This is a genomic window from Williamsia sp. Y721 (assembly GCF_059683565.1).
Window position 1 is genome coordinate 269,778 of record NZ_JCASNH010000002.1, and the last position, 26,282, is coordinate 296,059.

Consider the following 26,282-nt stretch of genomic DNA (forward strand, 5'->3'; position numbering starts at 1 on the left):
GTTCACGCTCTCTTCGTCGGTGGTGACAGCCGAGCGGTCCGAGCGACATCGATATGCGAGTGCGGTCATCGCGCGCCACCCGTTGACCGGTGCGCGCTGAGTGAACCTTCGTGGCGAGATGTCGATCGGAACATTGGCTGCTGTGTATGGCCGGGATCATGGGCTAGCTGTGATCCACAGCACTATTGTACAAAGATGTACATAAAGTGCAAGACCGTCTTTTTGGGAACATTTCCGCAGGTAGAGGGGTATTCGAATCAAAAAAAGGCCACCTGCGTTGGAACCGCAGGTGGTCTGGACTTCGAGTGAGGCCGATCGGCCGGGGCATCTACCCGCCGCTGGGCGGCACGATGCTGGAGACGACCATCTGCAAAAAGGGACGGTAGAGGTCTTCGTCGTCGACGCTGCTGTTGAGCGTCACGGCATCATTGGTCGCGATGATCACGTGCGCCAACGTTTCCGCCGGAATGGTCAGGGTGGCGCCGATCCGGGTGACATCCCTTGTGATGTATTCACCCAAGGACCGGATCGCCTCGAGCCGCTGGGCCGCAACGCGCTCGCGGGCATCGGGATTGCGCAGCAAGAACAGGGTGAACTCGTACCCCAGCGCAGCCCGATCCGGGCCGTCTTGACTCAGGCTCAGCTCGCGCCAACGGTCCGCGAGGACATCGAGATTGAGATCATCCAACCGATGCAGGGACGCGATCAGGTCGGTGAAGCCATCCAGGAACCGCTCCCGACTGCGCTGGATGACGGCGACGAAAAGCTCGGACTTGGTACCGAAGTGTGAATAGATCGCACTTCTGGTGTATCCCGCGGCTTCCGCGATGTCCTCCAGCGGCGTGGAGCCAAAACCCTTGCGCGCAAACAGCTCTTCGGCCGCATCCAACAAAAGACCGCGAGTGTGTTCGAGACGTCGCTCGCGTGTCCAACGTTCGACCATTCGCTCATCCTCGCATACGGGCAGGTGACGGATCAGAACCGCCACCCGCCACCCTTGACACGCCACAATGTGACCCGCATCATAGGCAACACGATTTGATCAATCGATCAAATCGTGTTGCCTCCCCTCTCCGACCCCCGCCAGTCGCGGGTCGATCAACAACGCAAAGGCATTCAATGGCAAAGAAATTGGTGATCGGGGCCAGCGGCTTCGTTGGCTCGAACGTGACCAGGAAACTGGTCGAGCGCGGCGAGGACGTCCGAGTGATGCTTCGCAAGACCAGTTCAGTGAAGGGCATCGAGGATCTGGACGTCGAGCGCTGCTACGGCGATGTCTGGGACGCCGAGGCCCTGCGCACCGCGATGGCCGGGTGCGACGTCGTCTTCTATTGCGTCGTGGACGCGCGGGCGTGGCTGAGAGATCCGGCGCCGCTGTTTCGCACGAACGTCGACGGATTGCGCAACGTTCTCGATGTCGCGGTCGACGCCGAACTCGAGAAGTTCGTCTTCATGAGCACCATCGCGACACTTGCGGTACGCACCGACGGCACAGCCGTGACCGAAGACGATCCGTTCAACTGGTACGACGAAGGCGGCGCGTACACACAGTGCCGGGTCGACGCAGAGAACTTGGTGTTGGGCTATGCCGCGAACAAGGGACTACCGGCGGTTGCACTCTGCATCTCCACCCCTTATGGGCCCCGCGACTGGCAGCCGACCCCGCACGGCGGCATGTTGGCGAGGATCTCGGCCGGCAAGGCACCGTTCTACTTCCGCGGTCTGCGGCACGAGGTCGTCGCGATCGACGACGCCGCCGAAGCGATGGTGCTGGCGATGCATCATGGCCGTAACGGGCAGCGCTACATCATTTCTGACACATACATGACCTCGCGCGAACTGCACACCCTGGCAACTGCGGCCGGCGGGAAGCGAGCGCCGTGGCTCGGATTGCCGTTGCCTGTGGTCTTGGCAACTGCGTCAGTTCTACAGGTGATCGGCAAACTGATCCGGCGGGACATCATCTTCGTCAGACGGGCGTTCAACATGTGGGACTACATGTGCGCACTGGACCACAGTAAGGCCGAACGTGAACTCGGCTGGAAGACCACGCCATTCGAGGATTCGGTACGCGACGCCGTCACCTTCTACCGCGCAAACGACATCGGCTGATCCCCGACCCCAAACACATCGAAACCAAGAATCCCCCCACCTGAGAGGTGGGGGGATTCTCATGGCGGTGGCGGAGGGATTTGAACCCTCGGTACGGGGTTACCGTACACAGCATTTCGAGTGCTGCACCTTCGGCCGCTCGGACACGCCACCGCGGAAGACATTACCGCAGCGGCGGCCTAGGACTGCAATCGGCTGGTCAGGGCCGGTTTTTGCAGTCTGCTCGACTTTTAGTGGCCGGTGAGCTTGTTCTTGAGGTCGTCAGCCTTGTGCTTGACCGCGTCGGCAGCGTCGGTGACCTTCTGCTTGGCGCTCGCGCTGGCCTGGTCGCCTTTGCCTTCGGCCTTCAGCTCATCGTCGCCGGACAGGCTTCCTGCGGCCTCTTTGCCGCGGCCCTTGAGATCTTCTGCCTTGTTTTTTGCATCGTCGCTAACACCCATGACAATCCTCCTTCAGGTTCGATCAGATGGCCGTGTTCTTCGGCATGCAAGTCGCATACCCAGCCGACCGGTACCCGTAAACACCTGGGTACCGAATTCCAACGTGCCACTTTCGGGGTCATCTGGCCACCGCCCAGCCGTCACAACAGGCCGCGGATGTGATCTGGACAGCCGACCGCGCCGGTTCGATGCCCGCTTCAGGAAGATCGCGTTCCGGGAACCAGGTCAGGAAGGTCTGTGGGAGGCGAAGAAATCGCGCAGGACGTCAGCGCATCTGTCCTCCAGAACACCGCCACGCACCTGTGGCCGATGGGTGTTGCGACGGTCGCGGACAACGTCCCAGAGCGACCCCACAGCGCCCGTCTTGGGCTCCCAGGCGCCGAACACAAGCCGCTCCAGCCGAGCCAGGGTAATCGCGCCCGCGCACATCGTGCACGGCTCGAGTGTGACTGCAATGGTGCATCCGGTCAGCCGCCAGCCATCGCCCAGCACTGCGACAGCCGCCCGGATGGCAAGGACTTCGGCATGCGCCGTCGGATCAGAGGTGGCTTCGCGCGCATTCGCCGCGGAGGCGATCACATGCCCCTGCGGATCAAAGATCACCGCGCCCACCGGGACATCCCGCGGATCGGCGTGTGCGGCTGCGGCGAGCGCGGCCTCGATCAACTGCTCATCGGTGTTCATGCTCGCCCCAGAGGTCTAATGGCCCAGACCCTCAAGGGTTTTCGCGAGCTCGTCGGCAAAGCCCAACCGCGCTGCGATCATCCCGATCTGCTCATCGGCGTACAGGTCGGTGTCGCCGACGATCACACTCATCACCGAGTCGGGTAGTCCGAGGTCCGAGAGGATCGCGAGATCGCCCTCTTCCCACGGCTCGACGTCGGCGAGTTCGTCGGGATCGATGTCCGGGATGTCGACGTTGAGGACCTCGAGCACATCGGCGGCGATGTCGTAATCGATGGCCGCGGTGGCGTCGGAGATGAACAGTTTGGTTCCCGAGGGCGACGGACGCACGACGATGAAGAACTCGTCGTCGACATCGAGCAGACCGAACACCGCGCCCGCACTGCGCAGGCCACGCAGGAGATTCTCGGTCTCCGTCAGTTCACCGAGGGAATTGCTGTCCAATGCGGTGAGGGTCCACTTGCCGTCCTCTCGGACGACCGCAATGGCAAACCCATCTACTTCATCCGCGCGCGCACCAGCCATAGCGGTCACGGTAGCGGGCGGCGCGGGTAAACCCAACTCCCTTGACCAGCGCCACCCGGCATTGCCGGAAGCCGCGATATGCGAATCTGAACAGGTGACACACACCGCTCCGACACATCGGCCACAAATCTGCGTTCTCGGCCTCGGCCTGATCGGCGGTTCCCTGCTCCGCGCCGCGGCGGCCGCCGGTCGGACCGCGTTCGGATACAACCGGTCCCAGGAGACGGTGGACGCCGCCGTCGCCGACGGCTTCGACGCCTCGTCTGATCTCGTCGCGACGCTGCTGCGGGCCGCGGACAGTTCTGCTCTGATCGTGCTGGCGACCCCGGCCCCGACGATCGACGCACTGGTCGCGCAGGTGGCCGAGCATGCCCCTGACTGTCCGCTGACCGACGTCGTCAGCGTGAAACAACCTGTTGCCGACGCGGCGCGCACTCACGGCCTGGCCCACCGGTTCGTGGGTGGACACCCGATGGCCGGTACCTCCGAGTCCGGATGGCCTGCCACCGACCCCGAGCTGTTCACCGGCGCGGTGTGGGTGGTCGGAACCGATGACGGCGCCGATCCGCAGGTCTGGCAGACCGTCGCGCACCTGGCTCTCGATGTCGGATCACGGGTGGTCGCGGCGGCCTCCGACGAACACGACCGGGCCGTCGCCGGGATCTCGCACCTGCCACATCTGACGGCAGCGGTCACCGCCGCGGTCGGCGCGGGCGAGGGCGAGTTGGCTCTGCGATTGGCAGCCGGATCGTTCCGGGACGTCACCCGCGTGGCCGGGACGTCGCCGACGGCGCAGCGGGCCATGCTCGAGGCGAATTCGACAGAGCTGCTGATCGCACTCAGCGAGACCATCGATCGGCTGACGTATGCGCGCGACCAACTGCGCGACGAGGGCACCGTCGAGACGCTGGTGGCCGACGGGCATCGGGCCCGCAAACACTACGACAGGGTCAACGGAGTCGACGGACCGCCGGTGTCGGTGTCCATCGGGGCGCCCGGCTGGGAGGCCGAGCTGCGTAATGCGGCCCGCGACGGGGCCATCTGGACCGGCTAGTGCCGAGAGGGTGAAGTCTCGTGGCCGGTACTAGATGCGCTCGGCCAGGCCGGGGTAGTCACGGACGAAGCCGTTCTCGTCGACGGTGATGGTGGCCTGGGCCATCGGCGAGACGATGCCGATTCCGGTCTCGCCCGGGGTGTACTGCAACGATTCCGCCGAGAACTCGCCGGACGGAATGTAGAGGTATGCCACCGGCACCGTGGTGGGCGCCGTGGACGCCTCCTGCAGGCCGAGGCGACGGATCGGCAGCGCGTTCAAGAAGGGGCTCAACGCCAGATCGACGTCCTGGGCACCGCCGAAGTCGCTGCGCTGCATACCGCGAGCGGTCTGGACCAGCCACACGTCCTGCCCGTCTCGGGTGATGGAGATCTGCGTGTCGCCGCTGGCCCGCACCAGGTGAAGGGACAGTCGCTTGGTGAGACCGGCGTCCGTGGTGATCAGGTCGTAGGAGGCACTGAATGCCTCATGATCGGCGGTGGCCGCGGCGATGATCCGGCCATAGGCCTTGATCCGTTTGCCGGTCACCGTCACCCGGACCTGTTCCAGGCGTTCGGCACCGATGCCGCGCCAGGTCATCATGGTCTTGAAATCGCCATTGCCCGCCACCGTGGGCGCAGGCTCAGCGGGCACTTGGGACACGTCTGGGGAACTCACGACTCCACGGTAGGCGACCGGGTTGTCGGTTATCGACCCAACCGGGGATAAGTGCCGATCAGACCCTCGAAACTTTGCCCGCTCGTCCGCGCCGGCGGCATCGAGGGCAGCGTGCCCTCGGGGTACCAGACCAGGGGATGAATCCGGCGAACGCTGCTCGAGCGGTGCTCATGCCTGCGGCGGATTCAATTCAGAACGGTAGGTATGCGTGAGGTAGGGCAGGACGATGGTCCCGGACTCATCGGCCACCTGGTCGGCCAGCACTTCGACCTCGGACAGTATCCGGGCCCGGTCGGGGCCGGTGGCGGTGATGACCGCGCTACGGGAGGCCACCATGGCCATCAACTGTCCGGCGGTCAACGTGCGGTCCCATCGGGAGATCCGGTGTACCAACGGCCCGAATCCGCCGCCCAGTTCGGGGACGCCGGCGGCCACATACAGTTCGCCTTCGCTGGCCGCCACGATCCCGGTCAACTCGCGCACCCACGGCACGGATTCGTCACGGATGTTCCAGATCAACCCCACTGTGCCGCCGGGCCGCAGAACCCGCTCGGCCTCGGCCACCGCCTCGTCTGGACGGACCCAATGCCACGCCTGACCGAACACGAGGGAGTCAGCGATGTTGTCCGCCAACGGGATCTGCTCGGCCGTTCCGATCAGCGCGTGCACCGTCGGCAGGCGCGCCGTCAATTCATCGAGCATCCCCGCATCTGGCTCCACCGCATACACCGTGCGACCCGATTCGATCAGGGATGCAGTGAGTTTGCCTGTGCCGGCACCGATGTCAGCGACGACCCGCGCACCCGGGTCGAGCAGTTCGGCGACTGCCTCGGTCGGGTAGTCGGGTCGTCCCTGACTGTACGCACGCGCCTGTTCCCCGAAGGAGGTCGACATCTGCGCGCGCTTGTCCGGATCCGTCACGAGTTCGGTTGCCTCACCAGTCCAGACTCACGCAAGCTGCCAGCGGGCCCGTCTCCTCGGAAACCGTTTTCGAACCGACCTTGATCGTGCACGTGACATCGCTGCCATCGATTGCAATCGCACCGAGTACAAGGGGTTCTTCCGGATTGCCTTCGAACGACTTGGTCCACGGCAATGTCGGGTCGTCGTCCGTCTGCTCGACGCCTTCGGCATCCGTGTAGGTGATCACGAAGGCATTGCCGGTGACCTCATACGTGACGTCGCCCGACTGTTCTTCGCTGGTGGTTGTGGTTTCTGTTGTGGTCGTGTCGGTTTCGGTCTCATCGGCCGACGTCGTGGTCGATGTGGCGACCGACGACGATCCGGCGGTCGAATCGTCACCGTCATCGCCGGACAACGCCACCGCGGCGAATATGCCGCCAAGGACGAGCACCAGAACGGCAACAACCGCCGCAATGATCAATACGGCCTTCTTGTTTCCGCCGTTGCCCGGGGGCTGACCACCGTTTCCGTAGCCGCCATACGGGGGTTCACCGTAGGGTGGGCCACCTCCGCCGTACGGTGCGTTCGGGTATTGCTGGCTGTAGTCGGGTTGCTGGCTGTAGGCGGGCTGGCCACCGACAACCGGCCGACCGTATTGATCGCCACCGTGTTGGGGGTCGCCGTACTGATCGCCACCGTATTGGGGTTGCCCGTATTGCGGTTGCCCGTATTGCGGTTGTCCGTACTGCGGATCCTGCCCGTATTGCGGTTGTCCGTACTGCGGTTGTCCGTACTGCGGATCCTGCCCGTACTGCGGATCCTGCGATGGCATCTGGGTGGTGCCGCTCGGCCCCTGGCCCTGCGGGTCCGGTGGCGCACCCCAATACGGTTGCTGCGGTTGCGCAGGGTCCTGCCCACCACCCCAAGTCGGCTGGTCAGGATTCTCGGGATCGTTTCCGTTTCCGGGACCCATGCGTGCACTCCTCACGTCGGTGGTCTGGGTTCAGACATTACCGGCGCTTGACGTTTGTGCCGTTGCCCAGCCGTCGCGGGGACAACTCCGCCACCGGGATCAGACGGTGGCGCAGTTACCCTCGACCGGCAGTCCGGCCAGCCGGTCGCGTACAAACTGCAGGCCCGTGGGGTAATCGGCGACCACCGGGGCGAGGTGGTTGTTGCCGCTACCCGGATTGACCGCGGGGATCCGATCGGTGTTCAGGACGACGTTCGCACCTCGGGCACACCAGTCACGAACCAGCGTGGCGGTCTGCGCATAGGGAATGAAGTCGTCGTTCTCCGCACCGGTGACCATGATCGGCGCGGCGGGCGTTCGGCGGCCGATCCGCTGCTCGTCGGCCACGGCCCTGGCCGCAGGCAGGTCTGCGATCACCTCGTCGAGCCTGCGCCCGTCGGTGGTCCACCCGGCGGTGCTCTGTTTCCCGTACTCATTGCGGGAGTCGAGCAGGCATTGTTGGGCGACATCGGCGAGCACCGCGCGGCCGTGGTCGTTCAAATGTGCATCAAGAGGGCCGCGCAATTCCGGATAGCGCGCCAGAAATCCGTTGATGGTGTAGCCGATAGCCGCCATCAGCCCGGTACCGTCGATATGCCGTTGCACCGCAAGGAGATCTGCCGGTGGCGAACTCGCATAGCCGGCAGCGATATTCAGGTCCGGCGCATACTCCGGCGCCAGTTCGGCCGCGGCCGCGGTGGCAGCTCCGCCCTGCGAATGTCCCCACAGCACAACCGGACCGGTCCCGGGAGACGCTGCGCGCGCCCCGTCGAGCATCGCGTGCGCGGCTTCCGCACGGTTTGCATAAGTGTGTACACCGGGAGTTCCCAGCCCCACATAGTCGGTCACGAAAACCCGGAATCCCTGCGCGAGGAAGCTCGCGGCGAAGAATCCCTCATAGTTGGCCTGAATACTGGTCGTGCCGCCGATATCGGTTGTCCCGAATCCCTTTTCGAAGTTCCTCGACGGTGCGCACTGATCGCCCTGACCCTGCGTTCCGGGCCCGATCACCACCAATGGCACTGGGCCCGGACCGGTCCACACCGCATCCGGTTCGAGCGAGGTACCGGATACGAGGATCGGTGCGCCGAAGGTGTCGGTGGTCGAATAGAGCACCCGATGTCCCGCGCCCAGCCCACCGAACGGCACCAGCGCCTCCCGCCGCACAACCGTCCCCGGTTCACCGGGCGTCACCGAGCTCGTGTTGTAGAAGTCCCCCGGCGCAGCGACAACCGGCGGTGCCGCGGTGATCACCCCGGCGGCTGCAATGGTGAGCAGGGCGAACAGGGCACCGAAACGTCTGGGCTGCGACACCCGGTGGACGCTACCGGTGAACACAGCCCGTCGTAAGAGAAATGTTCACGGTGATCAATTCGGGGCCACCAGACCTGCGAGGAACTCCACCAGCATCTTGGCGGTGACCTCACGCGGCAATGCCTCGACGGCAGCGAGCACCGTCGCCATGTCGAGCTCGCCGTCGCCCTGCGGGTCGAGCCCGGCCGCGGCCAGCGCCTCACCGACAGCAGCGCTCGGCAGCGCCAGAATATCGGAAACCGCCAGGTCACCACGGTCGATGGCGGCGGCAAGTTCCCGCAACGCCTCCGGCGGCCCGGCAGCGGACTGTCCCCGCACGGCGTCGGCTCCGGCGGCAAGAGCCGCGACCAGCTCCTCGAGGACGGCTTCGGTCACCGGGGTCACCGTGAAGTGTGTGGTCGCCGGCAGCACCGAGCCATCGGTCTGGGTGAACGACGGCTGCATCTGCAGGGTGAAACCACGTTCACGCACCGCATTTGACCATCGGTGCGGATCGACCGGCGCAACCGCGGCAGTGTCCGCCGCGACCGCGAACACCGGACCGATAGGTTCTCCGACCACACACAGTCCGTCAATACTCTCGATCGCCCCGAGCAGTGCGTCGGTGCAACGCCTGATCCCGGCCACCAGCGCGGCATAACCCTCGACGCCGAGTGTCTGGGTGATCGCCCAGGCCGCGGCCGTCCCCGCCACCGACTTCGAGCCCAGGAGCGTCGGATTGACCACCGGATAGCCGGGCCAGTCGGTGATTCCGAAGTACTGGGCCCGGTGTCGGTCACGATCACGGTGAAGCAGCAGTGAAGCACCTTTGGGTGCGTAGCCATACTTGTGGAGGTCGGCAGAGATACTTGTGACCCCGGGTACGCGAAAATCCCAGGGCGGCACCGGGATGTCATCGGTCTCCCACCAAGCCAGGGCGAATCCACCGAGGCAGGCATCCACATGCAGCGGAATGCCCTGCTGCGAGGTGACTTTCGCGATGTCGGCGACCGGGTCGATGGCACCTGTCGGGTAGTTGGGCGCCGAGACCACCACCAGGACCGTATCCTCGCGGATCGCTGCGGCGACGGCGGCAGCGCTCGCACGCGTGGTGTCGGGGTCGACCGGTACCCGGATCAGCTCCAGGGACAGCAGCGCTGCGGCTTTGACAAAGGCCGCGTGCGCCGTGCTCGCGATCACCAACGAGCCGGTGCCGCGCGGACGGGCAACGCTGTCGCGGGCCGCCTTGACCGCCAGCAGGCAACTCTCGGTACCGCCGCTGGTCACCGTGCCGACCATGGTGTCATCACCATGGAATACGTTGCGACCGAAGGCGATCAACTCGCGCTCCATCACTGCGACCGAGGTGAACACCGTGGGGTCGAGGCCGTTCACCGGCTGCACCTGACGAGCGGCGTCGGCGGCAATCCGGTCCAGTTCGGCCAGCCCGCTGTCGTAGACATAGGACAGGATCCGGCCGCCGTGGGTCGGTGCGTCGTGTGCCCGCAGGTCTTCCAACCGTCGTAGCACTGACCGGCCCCGGTCCGCGATCGGTATTTCCGGCGTGATCATTTCCTCTCCTCCACGGCGGCGTCGCGATAGCCGCGGAGCACCCACAGACTTCCGGCGACCAACACGGTGGGTAGCAACGAGAATGCCAGCGCCATCGCCGTGACGGCCGAGTCGGGTTGCGGGACCGGATCGTCCCCGTCCGACGAGACGAATCCGGATACCGCGAGCACTCCGAGGAACACGGCCGGGCCCAGTGCCAGGCCCGCGGTCTCGGTGGCGGTCCACACACCGGCCAGGGCGCCGCCCCGCTCGCGACCACTCCGTTGCGCGTCCTCGTCGATGACGTCCGGCAGCATTGCCAGCGGAAACGCCTGCATCCCGGCGTATCCCACCCCGGCGAGGCCGACCACCGGATACACCCACCAGCCCGGCGCCCAGACCAGCAACGTCAACAGCAGGGTGGCGCACATGAATATCGCTGAGGCCCAGATCAATCCGGCCGTCTTTCCGCGGGCATGGGCCAGGCGATACCAGAGCGGCATCACCAGCAGTGCGGGCGCGACCAGCGCTGCGAACAGGATGCTCAGAGCGCCTTCGTTGTCGAGCACATAGGTCGCCACATACTGCGCACCCGCCAGCATGACGGCCGTCGCCAGCGCCTGGATCACGAACACCGTCACCAGCACCCGGAACCGCCGGACGTCGCGCAGCGCATCCAGACCATCGCGGTAGGCCACGAAGGTGGAGATCATCTGCCCGGACTTCGCCGGTGGCAATGCTTTTCGGGCTGCGCCGAGCGTCGCGGCAAGCATGCCCGCGCAGATCACCACCGCGACCACGGCAGCCATCGCGAGGTAGCCCGCGGCGTTGCCGCCGAGACCGTCCCGGATCGCCGGTCCACCGGCGCCCACCAACAGAATCGTCAAGGCCAACACCGCGATGCGCACCGAGATGAGCCGCGTGCGTTCGTGGTAGTCGGCGGTGAGTTCTGCAGGCAGCGCGATGTACGGAACCTGGAAGAGGCTGTATGCGACCGCAGCGAGCAGAAAGGCCACCAGCACCCACATCGCACCCGCCGCCGGTCCGAGCAACGTCGGCACCGAAAAGATCGCGATGAACAGCAATGGCAGGGCAAGTGCACCGATGAGCATGAGCCGCACGCGGTTACCGTCGCGACCCACCATCCGATCGCTGATCGCCCCGATCCACGGGTCGAGCAGCACATCGGCGATCCTCGGGATGATCACCACCAGCGAGGCCAACGCGGCGGCCACACCCAATGTGTCCGTGAGGTAGTACGCGAGTACCAGTCCTGGCAGGACACCAAACCCGCCTGTTCCCACACTGCCTGCGGCATACCCGGCAACCACGCCGCGGTCGAGGCCGGGCGCATGGGTCTCTGATCGCACGATCACGCTCACACAGTAAGCCCTGAAATCGCAATGCGGTTGCCTGATTCCCCTGCTGACCGGCGGAGGCGGCGGTAATATCGGGTGGCTCGACGCTCAGCCTTTCCCATTCATCTGCCAACGATGGAGTTCACTGAGATGTCAGACCTCGACCGCGGAGTCATCACTCCCGCCTATACCGGCCGCTTTGCGGTTTCGGGCATACCGGCCCTTCAGATGCCCGCCGAATCGATGGATCCTGAAGTCGCGTACCGATTCATCCACGACGAGCTCATGCTCGATGGAAACTCTCGCCTCAACCTCGCCACGTTTGTCACCACGTGGATGGACCCCGAGGCCGAGAAGTTGATGGCCGAGACGTTCGACAAGAACATGATCGACAAAGACGAATACCCGCTGACCGCGGCCATCGAAGAACGCTGTGTCGCCATCGTCGCCGACCTGTTCAACGCGCCGGGCCTCGATCCGGTCGACGCATCCAGCGCCACCGGCACTTCCACGATCGGCTCCTCCGAAGCGGTCATGCTCGGCGGACTGGCCCTCAAGTGGCTCTGGAAAGCCAAGCGCACCGCAACATCCGGCACGCCGAACCTGATCATGGGCAGCAATGTGCAGGTTGTGTGGGAGAAGTTCTGCCGCTACTTCGAAGTCGAACCCCGCTACCTCCCCATGGAGAAGGGGCGGTACGTAATCACCCCCGAGCAGGTTGTCGACGCCGTCGACGAGAACACCATCGGTGTGGTCGTCATCGCCGGTACCACCTATACCGGCGAACTCGAACCCGTCAAAGCGATCGCCGACGCCCTCGACAAGCTGGCCGCCGACGGTGGCGTAGACGTGCCGATCCATGTCGACGGTGCCAGCGGCGGCTTTGTGCTCCCCTTCCTGCATCCCGAACTGGAATGGGACTTCCGTGTCCCCCGGGTGGTGTCCATCAACGTCTCCGGACACAAATACGGCCTGACCTACCCCGGCGTCGGATTTGTTGTCTGGCGCAGCCGCGATTGGCTGCCCGAGGACCTCGTTTTCCGGGTCAACTACCTCGGCGGCGACATGCCGACGTTCACCCTGAACTTTTCCCGGCCGGGCAATCAGGTCATCGGGCAGTACTACAACTTCTTGCGCCTGGGCCGTCAGGGCTACACCGACATCATGCAGTCGCTGTCCGACACCGGCCAATGGTTCGCCGCGGAAATCGCCAAGGAAGACGAAATCGAGATCATCACAGACGGTTCGGCCATCCCTGTCGTGACGTTCAGACTCCACGAATCCTGCGAGTTCACCGCTTTTGACATCAGTCACGCCTTGCGCGCCTATGGCTGGCAGGTGCCTGCCTACACGATGCCCGACAATGTCTCCGACCTGGCGGTTCTGCGGGTGGTCGTCCGTGAGGGCTTCTCCCGCGACATGGCCCGGGTCCTGCACCAACACCTCGTCCAGGTCATATCCGACCTCCGCAAGCTCAAGGCCAGCGGCCACCTTCCTCAGAAAAAACACTTCGCACACTGAACCGGCCGGGGCGACCACCCGGGTCGCCACGGTCATACGCGGTCCGGCGGTGAAAGGCCCCCGCATATTCGGGTAGTGCGCTACTCGCGTATCGGACACGCCGCCGGACCACGATCAGTGCATGTCCCGACAAACCGGCACCCCGCAAACGTCACTTCTGGTTCTCCTGAAGTCGTCGACGGTGACTCTCGCAGTGCTCGTCGCCGGCATCGTCATGATCGTCGCGGCTTGCTCCAAAGACGTGCCGTCCGAGGCGAATCAGGTTGTCCTCGAGGCAGCTCAGTCCAGTGGCGATTCGCCGTGGACCGAGTCGGTGACCGCTCCGGTGGATCTGTCCGCCACCGCCGACACACTTGATTCGACGACCGTTACCCCACTTTCCGGGGAAGACACCTCGCAGGTGTCCGGCGATGAGCCCGGCCTGTACGGCGGTTCCAGCGAATTGTCGGTCTGCGATCGCGCACAGCTCGAGAGTTTCTTGGCGTCCAATCCCGAGCAGGCGCAGGCCTGGTCCGATGTCGTCGGGACCGACGACGCCACGGCCTATGTCGATGCGCTGACCCCCGTGGTCCTGACCACCGACACCAATGTGACCAATCACGGCTACTCCGACGGCCAGGCACAGCCTTTCCAATCGGTTCTCCAGGCGGGGACCGCAGTCCTCGTCGACAGTCATGGTGCCCCCAAGGTTCGATGCGAGTGCGGCAATCCGCTGGCCGAGCCCGAATCCGATCGGGAGACCGCCTCCTACGTCGGCCAGGCCTGGCCGAAGTTCGACCCCGCGCTGGCCATCACGGTGACCCCGGCACCGTCCGCAGCGCCGAATATGACCGTCCAAGAAGTTGCCGTGGTCGACGGCGCCGTGGTCGCAGAAGGCCAGACGACGGACGTCGAGACCGGCACGGATCCCGCCGAACCCGAGGACGCCGCTGTCGATTTGGACGACTCCGGAGGTACCGACGATCAGGTGGATCCGGGTGCCGAACAGGACGCGCCCGCCGTCGAACCCGATGCCGAAGAGACTCCCGAAGAGATTCCCGGCGACGGTACCGAGAACGGAACCGGAGGCGGAACCGACGAGGGGGACGGTACCGGCGGACAAAAAGGTCAGTACCCGGACACCGGCGGAACCGACGGACAAACCGATGTCCAGGTCGAACCCGGACAACCACCCGCCACCGAATAGCAATTGCGTTCTTCGGAGAACACTTCCCGGACCGGACAAAGGAAAACCATTGCACGCCGACCGGATCACCGCAGTATCAGCAGTCGCCGCGATCACCGCCACGCTGAGCATGTTCGGGGGTGGTGCTGCTTCGGCAGAGCCCACCAGCACCCCGGAGACCAAAGCTGCTGCGGTGATCCGGCCCGCCATCGTCTACCTCGAGACCGCGGTGACGGCCAGCGGCTATCAGGCGGTGTCCCGCTGTACCGGGTTCGTGGTGAACTCCGGCGGGTACATCGCCACCGCCGGTCACTGTGTTGACGCCACGTTCCACGCCGACGACATCGCCAACGCCTCCGGCACCGACTCGTCCGCCGTCCTCCGGGAGATCGACCAGAGCGGCATCACGGTCTCGGTACTCGGCGCCGGCCAGTCCGGCGAGAACGTCGAACCCGTTCCCGCCACGGTGCTCGACGCACGACCGCTGGGTAAAGGTGATGTCGCCCTACTGAAGGTCGAAGCCGACAACCTGCCGTCCGCCGAGCTCACAGACGGAAGCGACCCGTCGGTCGGTACCGCGGTGTTGGCGGTCGGATATCCCCAGAGCACAGATGAGGTAACTGATTTCAGCCTGGAACCGACTGCGAAGAGCGGCACCATCAGTGCGATCAAAACCGTTGAAACGGCGCCTGTCTACGAGGTGAGCGCTGCCATGTCGAAAGGGATGAGCGGTGGTCCCACCGTCGACCTGGACGGGCGGGTGTTGGGGATCAACAGCTTCTCCCCCGCCGGTGAAGAAGAGTCCTTCAATTACATCGCCCCGGTCAGCGGACTGTTGGAAATGCTCGCCGACGCCGGAGTGGAACCCGAATTGTCTCCGGCAGATGCCAGTTACCGCGCCGGGGTCGACAACTACTATGCAGGCGACTACGCCGGTGCCGTCGAAAACTTCGACTCCGCACTCGAATTGGCACCCACTTACCCCCAGGCCTTCGACATGCGAACCGATGCAGTTCGGCAGCGAGAACAGGCCGGCGACACGACGTCTCGTGGCTTTCAACCCTGGATGCTGGTGGTCATCGGTGTTGTCGTGGCCGGACTCGCCGCCGCCGGATTGATCTATTACCTGCGCACCCACCGCACCGGTGGCCCCGACGCCGACATCCCCGGGGGCGCTCTGCCTGCCGGCGCGGCGCCCACACCTCCGTCCCCGATGGCAGGTGCCGCTCCGGCCGGACCGGCACCTGGCGGTGCGGGATCCACTGCGACGCTTCCCCAGAGCTCCGGAATCCGCTGCACCAATTGCGGATTCGACCTCAGCCCAGGACAGACCTTCTGCGGTCGTTGCGGAAAGTCCCAACAATGACCACCCACGAGCCACCACAATCAACGTTATCGTCAGCCGGGAGTCGACACATGCAACATCGCATCCTCACCTACGTGTACTCGAACGACACCATCCTGCAGGCCGGAGTCGCCAGCCAACTCCACATGCGTCCAGAGATCCGATTGGTCGACGAATCCGACGTCGATTCCGCCGAGGTCGCCATCGTGGTCGCGGACTGCTTCGACGACGCCGTCAAACGCAACCTTCGCGCGCTGCAACGCGGCGGTATTCCGCGAACGATGTTGGTACTCGGCGTCCTCGACGACACCACCGTCGTGGCCGCCGCCGAATCCGGGGTCAGCGGCCTGGTACGCCGCGCCGACGCGAACGCGGACGCACTGATCGCCCAGATCCGCCGGGTCGCTGCCGGCGGCGGCGTGGTCCCGGCGGATCTGCTCGGCAGCCTGCTCGATCAGGTCGGCCGGTTGCAACGCCAGGTATTGGCCCCGCGTGGCCTCCGGTTCTCCGGCCTGTCCGAACGCGAGGTCGAGGTCCTCAAGCTGGTCGCCGAGGGTCTCGACACCACCGCGATCGCCCGGCAATTGTGCTTCTCCGAACGGACCGTGAAGAACGTATTGCACGATGTGACAACGCGATTGCAACTGCGGAATCGCTCGCACGCGGTCGCGTATGCGATGCGTGAGGGGTTGATCTGAACGGTGATTGCCGATGTCGACCAGGCGCTGCGCGCCATCATCGAAGACGATGCACTGCACGGTGCCGGCGTAGAGGTCACCTTCGACGCCCCCACCAAAGAATGGGCGGGCAAACGCACCGGACCCACCGTCGACGTCTTCCTCTACGACATCCGTGAGGATCTGCGGCGCCGGGAAAGCGGCATGGTCAACGAGTATTCGGGCAATCACGTCACCGCCCGCCACCTGCCGCCCCGCTACTTCAAACTGTCCTACCTTGTGGCGGCATGGACTCAGCGCGCCGAGGACGAACACGGCCTACTGGCCCGGCTGCTGACGTGTTTCCTTCAATACCAATCGATTCCGACCCGGCATGTGGAAGGTGTGCTCGCCGAGACCGGACTCCCCGTCCCGATGTCGGTGGCGCTGCCGCCACCCGAGGACCGGTCGTTCGCCGATGTGTGGAGCGCGCTCGGTGGAGAGCTGAAACCGTCACTCGATGTGGTGATCACCGCACCGCTGGCGGTACCGCGCCCGTTCCCGGTCGGACCGCCGGTGCTCCACCCCACCGTTGTGGTCGCCGAAGGCCTCGGTGGCTCGCCGGCCCGCGAGACCCATCGCCGGTCGCCGTGAACACCGAAAGCGCCCGTTACCTGCTGGCCCGGGCGCGGCTGGTGGAGAACCGGATTCGGGAGGTCGTCCACCATCGGCGCAGTAACGACCCGACACCCGACGATCCGTTTCGTGGCCTCTATCTCGGTGACGACGCGGTCGATCGACTACTGAGCCCCCACCCGGACCCCGGCATTGCCGACGACGGGACCAGGAGCGCCGCCGAAGCGGCCGCGGTGGCCGCCGAGAAGTCCGGCGCGGTGATCCGGCTACGTGAATTGTCCGCGACCGCAGGCCTGTCCGAACTCGACACCGAACTGCTCGTCATCTGCCTGTTGCCCGACCTCGATTCACGATTCGAGCGTTTGTACGGTTACCTCAATGACGACGTGTCACGACGGCGGGCGACTGTTGATCTGGCTCTCACCTTGGCCGGGGTCTCGGCAATATCGGTGTCGGCCCGGATGCGCCTGACCCCCGGTGCGCCGTTGATCGACCACGGCCTGATCGACGTCGAAGAGATCGACCGGCCGTTCCTCACCCGTGCGTTGCGGGTTCCTGATCGTGTCACCGCACATCTCCTGGGCAACAACACTTTCGAGCCGGTCCTGCAACACGTGGCCTGCGACTACGGCCACTTCTCGACCCCGATGGCCGATACCATCGCCACGGCCATCACCGGCGGGTGCTCTCTCATCTACATCCGCGACCAGACCGGGGGCGCCGGTGCCGCGGTGGCCGCAACCGCTGTGGTTTCGGCAGGCCGCAGTGATCTCGGGATCGACGCGGAACGTTTCGGGTCCGAGGACCTCGCCGAAATCCTTCTCGCGGTCCGGCGGGAGGCCCTTCTCCGTGGCGCGGTTGTCGTCTTCGCGCCGGCCGATGCGCTGGGCGACAACATCGCAACGGTCGTCGGACAACTCTCGCAGTTCACGATCCCTGTCATCATCGTGGGGCGGGCACCATGGAATCCGTTGTGGTGCGACAAGGTTCCACTCGTCCTGAATGCGCCCCGCCTGACCGAGTCGGATCGGTTGTCGCTGTGGACAGCTGCCCTCGGAGACACGTCCTCCGCGGTTCCCGCCGAGGAGGTGGGCGGTCATTTCGCGTTGACGCCGGTCCAGGTCCGTCGAACGGTGACATCGGCACAGATCGCTGCCCGCGCCACCGGCGACGCTGTCTCCGCAACGCACCTGCAGGCCGGGGCCCGTGCCCAGAACGCCGCCGGGCTCGAACGTCTGGCCCGCCGGATCACACCCGCCGTCGGATGGACAGATCTGATTGTTCCTGCGCCGGTGGAAGACTCGCTCCACGACCTCGCCGCCCGGGCCCGGCACCGCGACCGCGTCCTGACCGAATGGGGCATGCGCCGAGGCGGTGCCCGCGGTCGCGGGGTGATCGGTCTGTTCGCGGGCGAATCCGGAACCGGGAAAACCTTGGCCGCCGAGGTGATCGCGGCCGACCTGGGACTCGAGATGTACACGGTCGGGTTGTCGAGCGTGGTGTCGAAGTGGATCGGCGAGACGGAAAAGAACCTCGACAAGATCTTCGACGAGGCCGAATCGGTCAACGCTGTACTGGTTTTCGATGAGGCCGATGCATTGTTCGGCAAGCGCAGTGAGGTTCGGGACGCGCAGGACCGGTACGCCAACATCGAGACCGCGTACCTGCTTCAGCGGATGGAGTCGTTTGACGGTCTCGCGGTGTTGACGACCAACCTGCGGTCGAACCTCGATGATGCGTTCACCCGCCGACTCGACGCCCTGATCGATTTCCCGCAACCGGATTGCGACGCCCGCCTCGATTTGTGGCAGCGGTGTCTGCAGCCTCCGGTGCCGGCGTCCCCGGATATCGACCTGGACCATTGCGCGCGGGCATTCACGTTGGCGGGCGGCAATATTCGATCGGCGTCGGTGACGGCGGGCTACCGCGCGGCTGCGGAGGATCGCTCGATCACCACCGCCGACGTCGTGGCGGCGATCGCCCATGAATATCGTAAGCTGGGGCGTTTGATCGGTGAACGTGAGTTTGGCGGGTACCTGGCCGACCGAGCCTGACCCGTTCAGCGATTGCGGATGCAGAGTCCGCCGAGCCCGCCCAGGACCGCCCCGGCAACCACGAGGATGGCACCGTACATCGGTCCACCGGTGCCGTACTGCACCGTGAGGTAGACCAGGTAGCCGATCACCGTCGTGGCCAACAGGATCGCCGAGGTCCGGGTCAGCTTGCCGGTCTTCCCGGTGATGCCCCACATCATCAGTCCGGCGAGCACGAGGACGGCGAGGCGTGCCGCGGGTTGTGACTGCTCGACGAAGTCCGCCTCGGCGCTCGGGTTCAGGAGTCGGTCGAAGTAGTAGTCGGGCAGGTTGATCGTCCAAGGGGCAAGCGCACCGATGATTGCGGTGAGACCACCGAGAACGGTGAGGACAACCCGCGCCACCGGCATCCAGTCCGAAGTGTGTTGCACGAGTGTGCCTTCGGCGGATATCCGGCCCCTGCCGTCCGAGGCCTCCACGGTCAGCGATCTCTCGATCTTGCCTCCCGGCTCCGGTTGACTCGCGTTCACCGACAACCACGCCCACATCGATTGGCCGGCAGGAACTTCGAAACGTGCCGGACTGAAGGCGAATCGCACTTCCGCCTCGGGATCGGATCCGGCGAGTTCGACATTGAGCGGTCGACTCGATCTGGCGTTGTCCACGATGACCTTGAACCGTGCCGAGCCGCTGTTCCGACGCTGAACTCTGGCCGGATGCAGCCGCAACGATGCGGTGGTGATCGAGGAGGTCGAGGTGATCAGCGTCAATGTGCCGTTCACCTCCAGTTCCTCGTTCTCATCGGCGGCCATGACGGTGAACGGCTTTGAGACTTCCTCGCCCTCGGGCGGTGGTGTCGATTGCACATTCAGACGGACAACCGCGATCTCCCCGGCAGGCACATACAACGATGTGGTGGCGAAGTTGAATCGAACCTTGTTCTCCGGGTCCCGACCGCCGAGGGTGAGTTGCCGGTCGGCGCTGCCCCGCCGGTTGTCGATGACCACGTCGAGGTCGGCCGCGGGGTAGTCGGTGACCCGTAGGACGCTGGGTTCCAGACGCAGTTCCGCCGGTACGTCTTCGGGAGCCGGTGATCGCTGCTGGTTCACCGTGATCTGGGCATCGGTGGAGTCCTCGCCGCTGCTGGCGGTGACCGTGAGCTGTCGCGAGGTCTGGGTTCCGTAGTCGAGTACCGGGGTCTCGAAACGCATGTCGACACTGGATGTCCCCCCGGCTGGGACCTCGACCGAGGGGGGTGTGAACGAAAATCGCACCACGCCTTCGGCATCGGTGCCGCCGAGTATCACCGTCTGCGGGTAGTTGCTGGCAGTGTTGTCGAGATCGATGCGGGCGGTCCCGGCCGTCTCGTCGACGAGCCGGACCAGCGTGGGGTGGGCGCTGAGCGCCACCGCCCGACCGGCCCGCGGGATCACGAGTTCGATCTCGGCATCGGTGAACTTCTCCGGATCGGTCAGAGACCGCACGCGCAGCGGCACGCTGATCGTCTGCGCCACCACAACACTCCCCTCGGCGAGGGCGAACGTCACCGGGATCATCGAATCCGTGTGGGGCATCAGCCGGATCTCACCATGCTCGACCATCAACCACTCTGGTGCCGTGAGTAACTCGACGCGATAGCCGTCGACGATGGGAGAAGGGTTGTACATCCGAAGCTCGACCGTCACCCCGGTGTCTGGTTCCAGAGTTGCTGTGGTCGTGCCCGTTTCGACAGTCGGGACAACTACTCGGCCGGCGTCCGGCGAGGTCCGCGGCGCCGTCGTGGTCCCGGCGGGCGGTGCTCCAGACGATGGCGTGACCGCTGCCCGCGCCGACGGTGCCGTCGTCCAACCCAGGTAGGTGTCACACTCCACACAGAACTGGGTGCCGGGCGCGTTGCCGGATCCACATTCTGGGCAGGCCAGGGTGCTCATGGCCCACCGTCGGCGTCGACTCGGTATTCCGTTTCTGCGCATCGCATGCGACAAGCGTGCCTGGCATCGACGAGTGGTCCCATCACGAAAGAGCCAAGACACGTTGCCCTTACGGGCAGGGTTCTCGGCACTGATGGCAGGAGCCATCCCGACGTGTGGCTTCAGACGCATGGCAATTACCGGACGTCGTTCTGCCGCAACACAGAATCAAGCCGGCAGCCTGCCCGACCTCATCTGGTCGTGAGAAGTTCGCCCAAGCGAGCGAGATCTGCTTCCACCAACCGACAGTCACGGTCGAACTCGTCGTCGCTCAACTCGATCTGTCGGATGGTGAACACGACCTCGGACCCTTCGGGATGGGCCAGTACCCGAATGGGATTGTTGACCGTCGTCCCGGAAGGCAGTATCACGTCATGGTCCAGGATGCCGTACTCATTGTGGGGTACGAAACGGACGGCCACCGTGCCCATCGGGGAGTCCGCGAACAGCGTGTCACCGTCACGGGTCACTTCGGACTTCGCAAGTCCGGCCGCCCATTTGGGCAGGTTGTCCGGATTCGATGCAAACTCATAGACATCGGCGGCCTGGGCCGGGATCACCCGGCTGAGGTGGCGACTACGCACTGCGAAACCCCTTCATCTCTGTCCGGTACTGGGCGGTGTTCTCCAACAGCTCTCGCTCACTGCCGGTGAACGGTCGACCGGGATCCAGGGCGCTGGTCATTTTCTCCTCCTCTGTACCTCTGATCCGCTCGGATCAGGAAAGCGGAACGACGTAAGAGTCCACCCGGGCGATGAGACCGTCCCGGAAAGTGAACATGTCGTTGAAGGCGAACTGAAACGGGCCGTGCTCAACGGACGCCCCGCCACCTACGCCAGTCGTCACCACCACCTGCCCGTCTTCATACACGCGTTCGAGGTCGAGTGTTGGGCTGCCCGTGAACGCCGGGTTCTCGATCTCCCCGTCGAACTCGGACTTGCCTCGGGTGGTTCGGTGACCGTGGATCACCCATTCCACATCGTCGGTGAGAGTTGCCAGGATGCGTGGGTGGTCGCTCTTGCGAAACCCTTCGAAATATTCGGCAACCAGGTCTCGTTGGCCGGTCTTGGTCATTTTGTTCTCCATCATCTCGTGATCGATCCGGGGGACAAGTACACGGCGAGCGCATCAAGAATCGAAGCGAGCCCCTGTGCCGCCTGTGCGGTCTGAAGCTCTGCCGGGAGACGCTGCTGATGAATGGTCAGGTCAGTTCCGGTGGCGGTGACGCCCATGCGGACGGTGGTCCGGAGCCCCGTGACGGGTTCGTCGAACACGAGCTCCGAGCGGTCGGTGACGCTGACATATGTGAAGCGAAGTCGACTGGTCGTCCCGCCCGATCCGCGGGTGTCCATTGAGAACTCACCCCCGACGCGTAGGTCGATGATCACCGAATCGACTGGCACCGTGGCGTGAGACCCACCCCAGAACGCCGCAACGCCCGCCGGTGACGTGAAGGCCTCCCATACCCGGTCAACGTGTACCGGCAGGCTTCGCTGTGCGATCAATTCGTCGCCGATGAGTTGCGATGTGGCGTCGGTCAACGGACCTCTCCCTCGTTCACCAAGTGCGTCTCGAGCACGTTGAGTCTGTCGTCCCATATGCGGCGCTGGTCGTCGATCCACGTGCTCATCGCAGCCAGGCGGGCGGTGCTCAAAGTGCAGGGCCTGCGGGTGCCCTCCCGCCGCTGCTCGACCAGGCCGCATTTCCGCAGGACACCCACGTGGTGCGAGATCGCCTGCTGGGTCAGATCAAAGGGCTCCGCGAGTTCGCCGACCGTGGCGTCACCGAGCGCCAGACGGGCGATGAGCGCACGCCGCACCGGATCCCCGAGCGCGGTGAACGCGGAGTCGAGGTGTTGAACGGCCATTGAGGAACTCACGTCGCCACGTTAACACAAACCATTATTTGCACAAAGGTGTATTTGTTGAATGACGGTTCGCCCGTCCGCTCGGGCATGCCGTGTTCGCCAGGGTCGAAGATCTGGAGATCGTCCCCAACCCGACGACGGCGAATACCCTCGGAACGGGAGGTTCACATGACGAAGCCGACTGAACGGATCGACTCCTCCGGAGCCGGCCAGAGCGAGAGCTTTCTGACGGTGCTCATCGCCTTCATCTCGAACCTGCTGGTCGCCATCGCGAAAACCGGCGCAGCAGTGATCACCGGATCAGCTTCGATGGTGGCCGAGGCGGCACACTCCTGGGCCGACACCGGCAACGAAATCCTGCTGCTGATCGCCGAACACCGCTCCCACCGAGCCCGGGATGTCCAGCATCCACGGGGATACGGCAACGAGGCTTACATCTGGTCGATGTTCGCGGCGTTCGGGCTCTTCACGGTCGGTTCGGCAGTCTCCATTCAGCACGGTATCTCCGAGCTGCTCTCACCGGAGCCGGCACGCGACTACGGGGTGGCATACGTCGTTCTCGCCATTTCCGCCGCGCTCGAGGCCATTTCGTTCCTGCGGTCCTACCATCAGGCCAAACAAGGGGCGGAGAAACGTCGAATCAGGTTGCTGGACCAGGTCATCCGGACATCCGACCCGACATTGCGGGCCGTGTTCGCCGAGGATTCGGCCGCGTTGATCGGCCTGGCCATCGCATTTCTCGGCGTATTCCTGAATCAGGTCACCGGTTCACCAACCTACGACGCCCTTGGCTCTGTCCTGGTGGGAATCCTGCTCGGTGTGGTCGCCGTGGTCCTCATCAACCAGAATCGTCGGTTCCTGCTCGGTCAAACCGTCGACAACGCAACCCGCCGGCGGGTGCTCCGCAGGCTCCTCGCGCACCCCGACGTCGATCGGGTCACCTACCTGCACATCGAATATGCCGGGCCCGCTGCACTATTCCTGGTGGCCGCGATCGATATCACCGGCAACAACGACGAATCCTCGGTTGCCATCGCCCTGCGGAGAATCGAGGCCGAACTGGAGAACGACCCGCGTGTCATCGAAGCGGTGTTGACGCTCGCGACACCCGACGAGCCCGATCTGATTCCCGATTCCTGACGGTCTCATTCGCCGTCGAGGTCCGCGCGCTGGTCCTCGGCACGTTGTACCGGCGGCGCGTCCGCGCCGGCCACCCGATCGGCATTCGCGACTGCTTCCTGCTCGAAGCGATCTGACGGGTCGGAGACGCTGATCCCGTCGGACGTCGGTGTCCCGTCGACGGGTCCGTTGCGCTGTTGCACCACATGGGTGAGTTCATGGGCCAGCATCACCCGCCCATTGGTCGAGCTCGGGTCGTAGAGGTCTCGCTGGAACACAACGTCGGATCCGACGGTGTACGCGTGGGCATCGACCGCTGTCGCCGATTGATGCGCAGCCCCGTCGTCGTGGATGCGAACATCCCCGAAATCATGCCCGAGCCGTGATTCCATGTCGGCCCGCACCGCAGGCTCCAACGGTCGGCCGCCTCCAGCACCGATGACACCGTCGATCGGCGACCGACCCTCGAGCATCTCGGTGACGGCCGCGTTACCCGCGGTACGTTGCAGGTCTCGTAATCCGGCGCTGCCCAGTACTTCCTCACGGCTGACGCCACCTGTCCGGATCGGATCGGCCCGCCGCTCCGGTCGGCTCGCACTGGCCGGTCCGAGACCCGACGCGTGTTCACTGTGGTGATCGGCCATCACTGCTCCAGTCGTCGAAGTCACCTTCTATCACCAGATTACGACCGGACCGGGCAACATCCGACGTCGTCGGGCAACTCTGCCCTTTTGTGCACACCGCCCTGCCTTCATGGGAGTCCGAAGGCCACTTATGCCATCGATCCGGCGCGGCAATGATCAGGACATCAACTGCCCAGCAAGGAGTCGCAATGCCTTCCTACCTCTCCCCCGGTGTGTACGTCGAGGAAGTCGATTCGGGATCACGCCCCATCGAGGGGGTGGGGACCGCGGTTGCCGCCTTTGTCGGTCTCGCCGAATCCGGTCCCTTCGACACACCAACCCTGGTGAGCAACTGGACACAGTTCACCAACACGTTCGGCGGATATCTCGGCAATGCTGCACTGGCACAGTCGGTTTTCGCCTACTTCCAGAATGGCGGCGGCAACTGTTACATCGTCCGCATCGGAAGATCGCTGTCCGAGGGCGACGGATCCGGCAACAGAGCACTGGAATCGCCTGTGCCACAGGCAGAGATCGGGAATCTGAAGGTGACGGCAATCGATGCCGGCGCGGTGGACGGAAGTCTGCGTGTCGACATCGTCGAAGCCGACGGTGAATCGCCGCCCGAGGGGAGCATGAAGCTGCTCATCCGGCGCGGCAACGAAGTGGTCGAAGAACACAATGGGATCACCACCGGTCGCGGGCAGACCAGCGTGAAAACCGTGGTCAACGCCGCGTCGAAACTCGTCAAGATCGATACTCTCTCTGGAAAGTCCTCCGACGAGTTGTCCCCCGGCCAGAGCGCAACACTTGTCGTGCCGGCACCCACCGCGATCGTCCCGTCGACGCTGTCCACCGACGACTACGTCGGCGATGTGGCCGCGCGGAGCGGTTTCTCCGGACTCGAGGCCATCGACGAGGTGACGATGGTGTGCATCCCGGATCTGATGACGGCCCATCAGCAGGGCGCCATCGACGTCGACACCGTGAAAGCCGTTCAACTGGCCATGATCTCGCACTGTGAGTTGATGGGCGACCGGATGGCGATCCTGGACACCCCGCCGGACCTCACCGCGCAACAGGTCAAACAGTGGCGAGTGGATACCACCGGATACGACTCGAAATATGCCGCCCTGTACTGGCCCTGGGTCAGCCCGGGCAAGGGAGTGTTCCTCCCGCCGTCCGGTTTTGTTGCCGGGATCTGGGGTCGCAACGATGACACCCGTGGCGTCCACAAGGCGCCGGCAAATGAAGTTGTCCGGGGTGCGGTAACCCTACAGACCCAGATCACCAAAGGTGAGCACGATCTGCTCAATCCGGTGGGGATCAACTGTATTCGGGCCTTCCCCGGACGCGGGATCCGCGTCTGGGGTGCCCGAACGATGTCGTCGGACCCGGCCTGGCGATACCTGAACATCCGCAGGCTCTTCAACTACCTCGAAGAGTCCATCTTGGACGGCACCAACTGGGTGGTCTTCGAGCCGAATGATCCCGCGCTGTGGGCAAAACTCCGGCGCACGATCAGCGCGTTCCTGGTCAACGAGTGGCGGCGCGGCGCCCTGTTCGGCGGGACACCGGACGAGGCCTTCTTCGTCAAGTGCGATGCGGAGACCAACCCCGCCGAGGGCATCGACGCGGGCGAGGTGGTCTGCCAGATCGGCGTCGCACCCGTCAAACCCGCCGAGTTCGTGATCTTCCGGTTGTCCCAGTACTCCGGCGGCACCAGCCTTGTTGCCGAATAGCCCAATCCACCACTGC

At 64.7% G+C, this 26,282-nt stretch carries 26 protein-coding genes and 1 tRNA gene; 10 read left to right on the forward strand and 17 right to left on the reverse strand.

What is annotated here, in order from left to right:
- Positions 1-328: 328 nt before the first annotated feature.
- Positions 329-943 carry a TetR family transcriptional regulator gene (locus tag AC56PL_RS09970; protein WP_495513546.1) on the reverse strand — a complete coding sequence of 205 codons (615 nt, stop codon included), beginning with the start codon at positions 941-943 and terminating at the stop codon, positions 329-331.
- 176 nt (positions 944-1,119) lie between these two features.
- Here AC56PL_RS09970 and AC56PL_RS09975 point away from each other — a divergent pair, with 176 nt between their 5' ends.
- Positions 1,120-2,112: an NAD-dependent epimerase/dehydratase family protein gene (locus AC56PL_RS09975; RefSeq protein ID WP_497153718.1), complete on the forward strand. Its 993-nt coding sequence runs from the start codon at positions 1,120-1,122 to the stop codon at positions 2,110-2,112.
- A gap of 62 nt (positions 2,113-2,174) precedes the next feature.
- On the opposite strand, the gene AC56PL_RS09980 is transcribed toward AC56PL_RS09975, so the two are convergent.
- The 4 genes from AC56PL_RS09980 to AC56PL_RS09995 all read right to left on the reverse strand — a co-directional run bounded on the left by AC56PL_RS09980 (position 2,175) and on the right by AC56PL_RS09995 (position 3,761).
- A tRNA-Ser gene (locus AC56PL_RS09980) sits at positions 2,175-2,265 on the reverse strand.
- Positions 2,266-2,342: 77 nt separating this feature from the next.
- Positions 2,343-2,552, reverse strand: coding sequence for a CsbD family protein (locus AC56PL_RS09985; RefSeq protein WP_482136958.1), 210 nt, complete (start codon positions 2,550-2,552; stop codon positions 2,343-2,345).
- Positions 2,553-2,777: 225 nt separating this feature from the next.
- Entirely contained in the window at positions 2,778-3,236 is a 459-nt protein-coding gene (locus AC56PL_RS09990; protein WP_497153719.1) for a nucleoside deaminase, read from the reverse strand.
- 15 nt (positions 3,237-3,251) lie between these two features.
- Positions 3,252-3,761, reverse strand: coding sequence for a tRNA adenosine deaminase-associated protein (locus AC56PL_RS09995; RefSeq protein ID WP_495513549.1), 510 nt, complete (start codon positions 3,759-3,761; stop codon positions 3,252-3,254).
- Between the two features lie 94 nt (positions 3,762-3,855).
- Between AC56PL_RS09995 and AC56PL_RS10000 the strand changes: the two genes are divergently transcribed.
- Positions 3,856-4,815 (forward strand): prephenate dehydrogenase, encoded by a 960-nt coding sequence (locus AC56PL_RS10000; RefSeq protein ID WP_495513550.1) that lies wholly within the window; start codon positions 3,856-3,858, stop codon positions 4,813-4,815.
- Between the two features lie 30 nt (positions 4,816-4,845).
- On the opposite strand, the gene AC56PL_RS10005 is transcribed toward AC56PL_RS10000, so the two are convergent.
- The 6 genes from AC56PL_RS10005 to AC56PL_RS10030 form a co-directional block, all read right to left on the reverse strand.
- Positions 4,846-5,397 carry a putative glycolipid-binding domain-containing protein gene (locus AC56PL_RS10005; protein ID WP_495515944.1) on the reverse strand — a complete coding sequence of 184 codons (552 nt, stop codon included), beginning with the start codon at positions 5,395-5,397 and terminating at the stop codon, positions 4,846-4,848.
- A gap of 243 nt (positions 5,398-5,640) precedes the next feature.
- Positions 5,641-6,393 carry a methyltransferase domain-containing protein gene (locus tag AC56PL_RS10010; protein WP_495513551.1) on the reverse strand — a complete coding sequence of 251 codons (753 nt, stop codon included), beginning with the start codon at positions 6,391-6,393 and terminating at the stop codon, positions 5,641-5,643.
- A gap of 13 nt (positions 6,394-6,406) precedes the next feature.
- Positions 6,407-7,348, reverse strand: coding sequence for a hypothetical protein (locus tag AC56PL_RS10015; RefSeq protein ID WP_497153720.1), 942 nt, complete (start codon positions 7,346-7,348; stop codon positions 6,407-6,409).
- Positions 7,349-7,447: 99 nt separating this feature from the next.
- Positions 7,448-8,701: an alpha/beta fold hydrolase gene (locus AC56PL_RS10020; RefSeq protein WP_497153721.1), complete on the reverse strand. Its 1,254-nt coding sequence runs from the start codon at positions 8,699-8,701 to the stop codon at positions 7,448-7,450.
- Positions 8,702-8,755: 54 nt separating this feature from the next.
- On the reverse strand, positions 8,756-10,252 hold the full coding sequence (locus tag AC56PL_RS10025; protein WP_497153722.1) for a pyridoxal phosphate-dependent decarboxylase family protein: 1,497 nt from the start codon (positions 10,250-10,252) through the stop codon (positions 8,756-8,758).
- A complete protein-coding gene (locus AC56PL_RS10030; protein WP_497153723.1) occupies positions 10,249-11,607 on the reverse strand; it encodes an MFS transporter in 1,359 nt (452 codons plus the stop codon). The genes AC56PL_RS10025 and AC56PL_RS10030 overlap by 4 nt, the downstream gene beginning before the upstream one ends.
- Positions 11,608-11,739: 132 nt before the next feature.
- Here AC56PL_RS10030 and gad point away from each other — a divergent pair, with 132 nt between their 5' ends.
- From gad to AC56PL_RS10060, 6 genes are all read left to right on the forward strand, one after another.
- Positions 11,740-13,110: a glutamate decarboxylase gene (gene gad, locus AC56PL_RS10035; RefSeq protein ID WP_495513556.1), complete on the forward strand. Its 1,371-nt coding sequence runs from the start codon at positions 11,740-11,742 to the stop codon at positions 13,108-13,110.
- Positions 13,111-13,231: 121 nt separating this feature from the next.
- Positions 13,232-14,296, forward strand: a complete 1,065-nt coding sequence (locus tag AC56PL_RS10040; protein ID WP_497153724.1) for a DUF6777 domain-containing protein — start codon at positions 13,232-13,234, stop codon at positions 14,294-14,296.
- Positions 14,297-14,345: 49 nt separating this feature from the next.
- Positions 14,346-15,641, forward strand: coding sequence for a trypsin-like peptidase domain-containing protein (locus AC56PL_RS10045; RefSeq protein WP_497153725.1), 1,296 nt, complete (start codon positions 14,346-14,348; stop codon positions 15,639-15,641).
- A 50-nt stretch (positions 15,642-15,691) separates the two neighbouring features.
- Complete coding sequence (locus tag AC56PL_RS10050; RefSeq protein ID WP_482136946.1) at positions 15,692-16,318, forward strand: response regulator transcription factor; 627 nt, start codon at positions 15,692-15,694, stop codon at positions 16,316-16,318.
- 3 nt (positions 16,319-16,321) lie between these two features.
- Positions 16,322-16,930: a Pvc16 family protein gene (locus tag AC56PL_RS10055; protein ID WP_495513559.1), complete on the forward strand. Its 609-nt coding sequence runs from the start codon at positions 16,322-16,324 to the stop codon at positions 16,928-16,930.
- Complete coding sequence (locus AC56PL_RS10060; RefSeq protein ID WP_497153726.1) at positions 16,927-18,966, forward strand: ATP-binding protein; 2,040 nt, start codon at positions 16,927-16,929, stop codon at positions 18,964-18,966. Before AC56PL_RS10055 ends, AC56PL_RS10060 begins: the two co-directional genes overlap by 4 nt.
- A gap of 5 nt (positions 18,967-18,971) precedes the next feature.
- On the opposite strand, the gene AC56PL_RS10065 is transcribed toward AC56PL_RS10060, so the two are convergent.
- The 5 genes from AC56PL_RS10065 to AC56PL_RS10085 all read right to left on the reverse strand — a co-directional run bounded on the left by AC56PL_RS10065 (position 18,972) and on the right by AC56PL_RS10085 (position 22,794).
- The gene (locus tag AC56PL_RS10065; RefSeq protein WP_497153727.1) at positions 18,972-20,876 is read right to left on the reverse strand and encodes a hypothetical protein; all 1,905 of its coding nucleotides are present in this window, start codon (positions 20,874-20,876) and stop codon (positions 18,972-18,974) included.
- A 230-nt stretch (positions 20,877-21,106) separates the two neighbouring features.
- Positions 21,107-21,499, reverse strand: a complete 393-nt coding sequence (locus AC56PL_RS10070) for an SRPBCC family protein (RefSeq protein WP_497153728.1) — start codon at positions 21,497-21,499, stop codon at positions 21,107-21,109.
- Positions 21,500-21,632: 133 nt separating this feature from the next.
- Entirely contained in the window at positions 21,633-21,989 is a 357-nt protein-coding gene (locus AC56PL_RS10075) for a nuclear transport factor 2 family protein (RefSeq protein ID WP_495513563.1), read from the reverse strand.
- Between the two features lie 11 nt (positions 21,990-22,000).
- Positions 22,001-22,456, reverse strand: coding sequence for an SRPBCC family protein (locus AC56PL_RS10080; protein ID WP_497153729.1), 456 nt, complete (start codon positions 22,454-22,456; stop codon positions 22,001-22,003).
- Positions 22,453-22,794 (reverse strand): metalloregulator ArsR/SmtB family transcription factor, encoded by a 342-nt coding sequence (locus AC56PL_RS10085; RefSeq protein ID WP_495513565.1) that lies wholly within the window; start codon positions 22,792-22,794, stop codon positions 22,453-22,455. Before AC56PL_RS10085 ends, AC56PL_RS10080 begins: the two co-directional genes overlap by 4 nt.
- 156 nt (positions 22,795-22,950) lie before the next feature.
- Here AC56PL_RS10085 and AC56PL_RS10090 point away from each other — a divergent pair, with 156 nt between their 5' ends.
- Positions 22,951-23,922: a cation diffusion facilitator family transporter gene (locus AC56PL_RS10090; RefSeq protein WP_497153730.1), complete on the forward strand. Its 972-nt coding sequence runs from the start codon at positions 22,951-22,953 to the stop codon at positions 23,920-23,922.
- A gap of 5 nt (positions 23,923-23,927) precedes the next feature.
- On the opposite strand, the gene AC56PL_RS10095 is transcribed toward AC56PL_RS10090, so the two are convergent.
- A complete protein-coding gene (locus AC56PL_RS10095) occupies positions 23,928-24,569 on the reverse strand; it encodes an eCIS core domain-containing protein (RefSeq protein WP_497153731.1) in 642 nt (213 codons plus the stop codon).
- Between the two features lie 164 nt (positions 24,570-24,733).
- On the opposite strand from AC56PL_RS10095, the gene AC56PL_RS10100 reads away from it, so the two are divergent.
- Positions 24,734-26,266 (forward strand): phage tail sheath subtilisin-like domain-containing protein, encoded by a 1,533-nt coding sequence (locus AC56PL_RS10100; RefSeq protein ID WP_497153732.1) that lies wholly within the window; start codon positions 24,734-24,736, stop codon positions 26,264-26,266.
- The last annotated feature ends 16 nt before the right edge of the window (positions 26,267-26,282 follow it).

What these genes read in the sequence shown, in the direction of transcription:
- gad (WP_495513556.1), top strand. Translation starts at nt 11,740, where the DNA reads ATGTCAGACCTCGACCGCGGAGTCATCACTCCCGCCTATACCGGCCGC.
- AC56PL_RS10065 (WP_497153727.1), bottom strand. Translation starts at nt 20,876, where the DNA reads ATGAGCACCCTGGCCTGCCCAGAATGTGGATCCGGCAACGCGCCCGGC.
- AC56PL_RS09995 (WP_495513549.1), bottom strand. Translation starts at nt 3,761, where the DNA reads ATGGCTGGTGCGCGCGCGGATGAAGTAGATGGGTTTGCCATTGCGGTC.
- AC56PL_RS10090 (WP_497153730.1), top strand. Translation starts at nt 22,951, where the DNA reads ATGACGAAGCCGACTGAACGGATCGACTCCTCCGGAGCCGGCCAGAGC.
- AC56PL_RS10005 (WP_495515944.1), bottom strand. Translation starts at nt 5,397, where the DNA reads ATGATGACCTGGCGCGGCATCGGTGCCGAACGCCTGGAACAGGTCCGG.
- AC56PL_RS09975 (WP_497153718.1), top strand. Translation starts at nt 1,120, where the DNA reads ATGGCAAAGAAATTGGTGATCGGGGCCAGCGGCTTCGTTGGCTCGAAC.
- AC56PL_RS10025 (WP_497153722.1), bottom strand. Translation starts at nt 10,252, where the DNA reads ATGATCACGCCGGAAATACCGATCGCGGACCGGGGCCGGTCAGTGCTA.
- AC56PL_RS09990 (WP_497153719.1), bottom strand. Translation starts at nt 3,236, where the DNA reads ATGAACACCGATGAGCAGTTGATCGAGGCCGCGCTCGCCGCAGCCGCA.
- AC56PL_RS10015 (WP_497153720.1), bottom strand. Translation starts at nt 7,348, where the DNA reads ATGGGTCCCGGAAACGGAAACGATCCCGAGAATCCTGACCAGCCGACT.
- AC56PL_RS09970 (WP_495513546.1), bottom strand. Translation starts at nt 943, where the DNA reads ATGGTCGAACGTTGGACACGCGAGCGACGTCTCGAACACACTCGCGGT.
- AC56PL_RS10050 (WP_482136946.1), top strand. Translation starts at nt 15,692, where the DNA reads ATGCAACATCGCATCCTCACCTACGTGTACTCGAACGACACCATCCTG.
- AC56PL_RS10100 (WP_497153732.1), top strand. Translation starts at nt 24,734, where the DNA reads ATGCCTTCCTACCTCTCCCCCGGTGTGTACGTCGAGGAAGTCGATTCG.
- AC56PL_RS10040 (WP_497153724.1), top strand. Translation starts at nt 13,232, where the DNA reads ATGTCCCGACAAACCGGCACCCCGCAAACGTCACTTCTGGTTCTCCTG.
- AC56PL_RS10075 (WP_495513563.1), bottom strand. Translation starts at nt 21,989, where the DNA reads ATGACCAAGACCGGCCAACGAGACCTGGTTGCCGAATATTTCGAAGGG.
- AC56PL_RS09985 (WP_482136958.1), bottom strand. Translation starts at nt 2,552, where the DNA reads ATGGGTGTTAGCGACGATGCAAAAAACAAGGCAGAAGATCTCAAGGGC.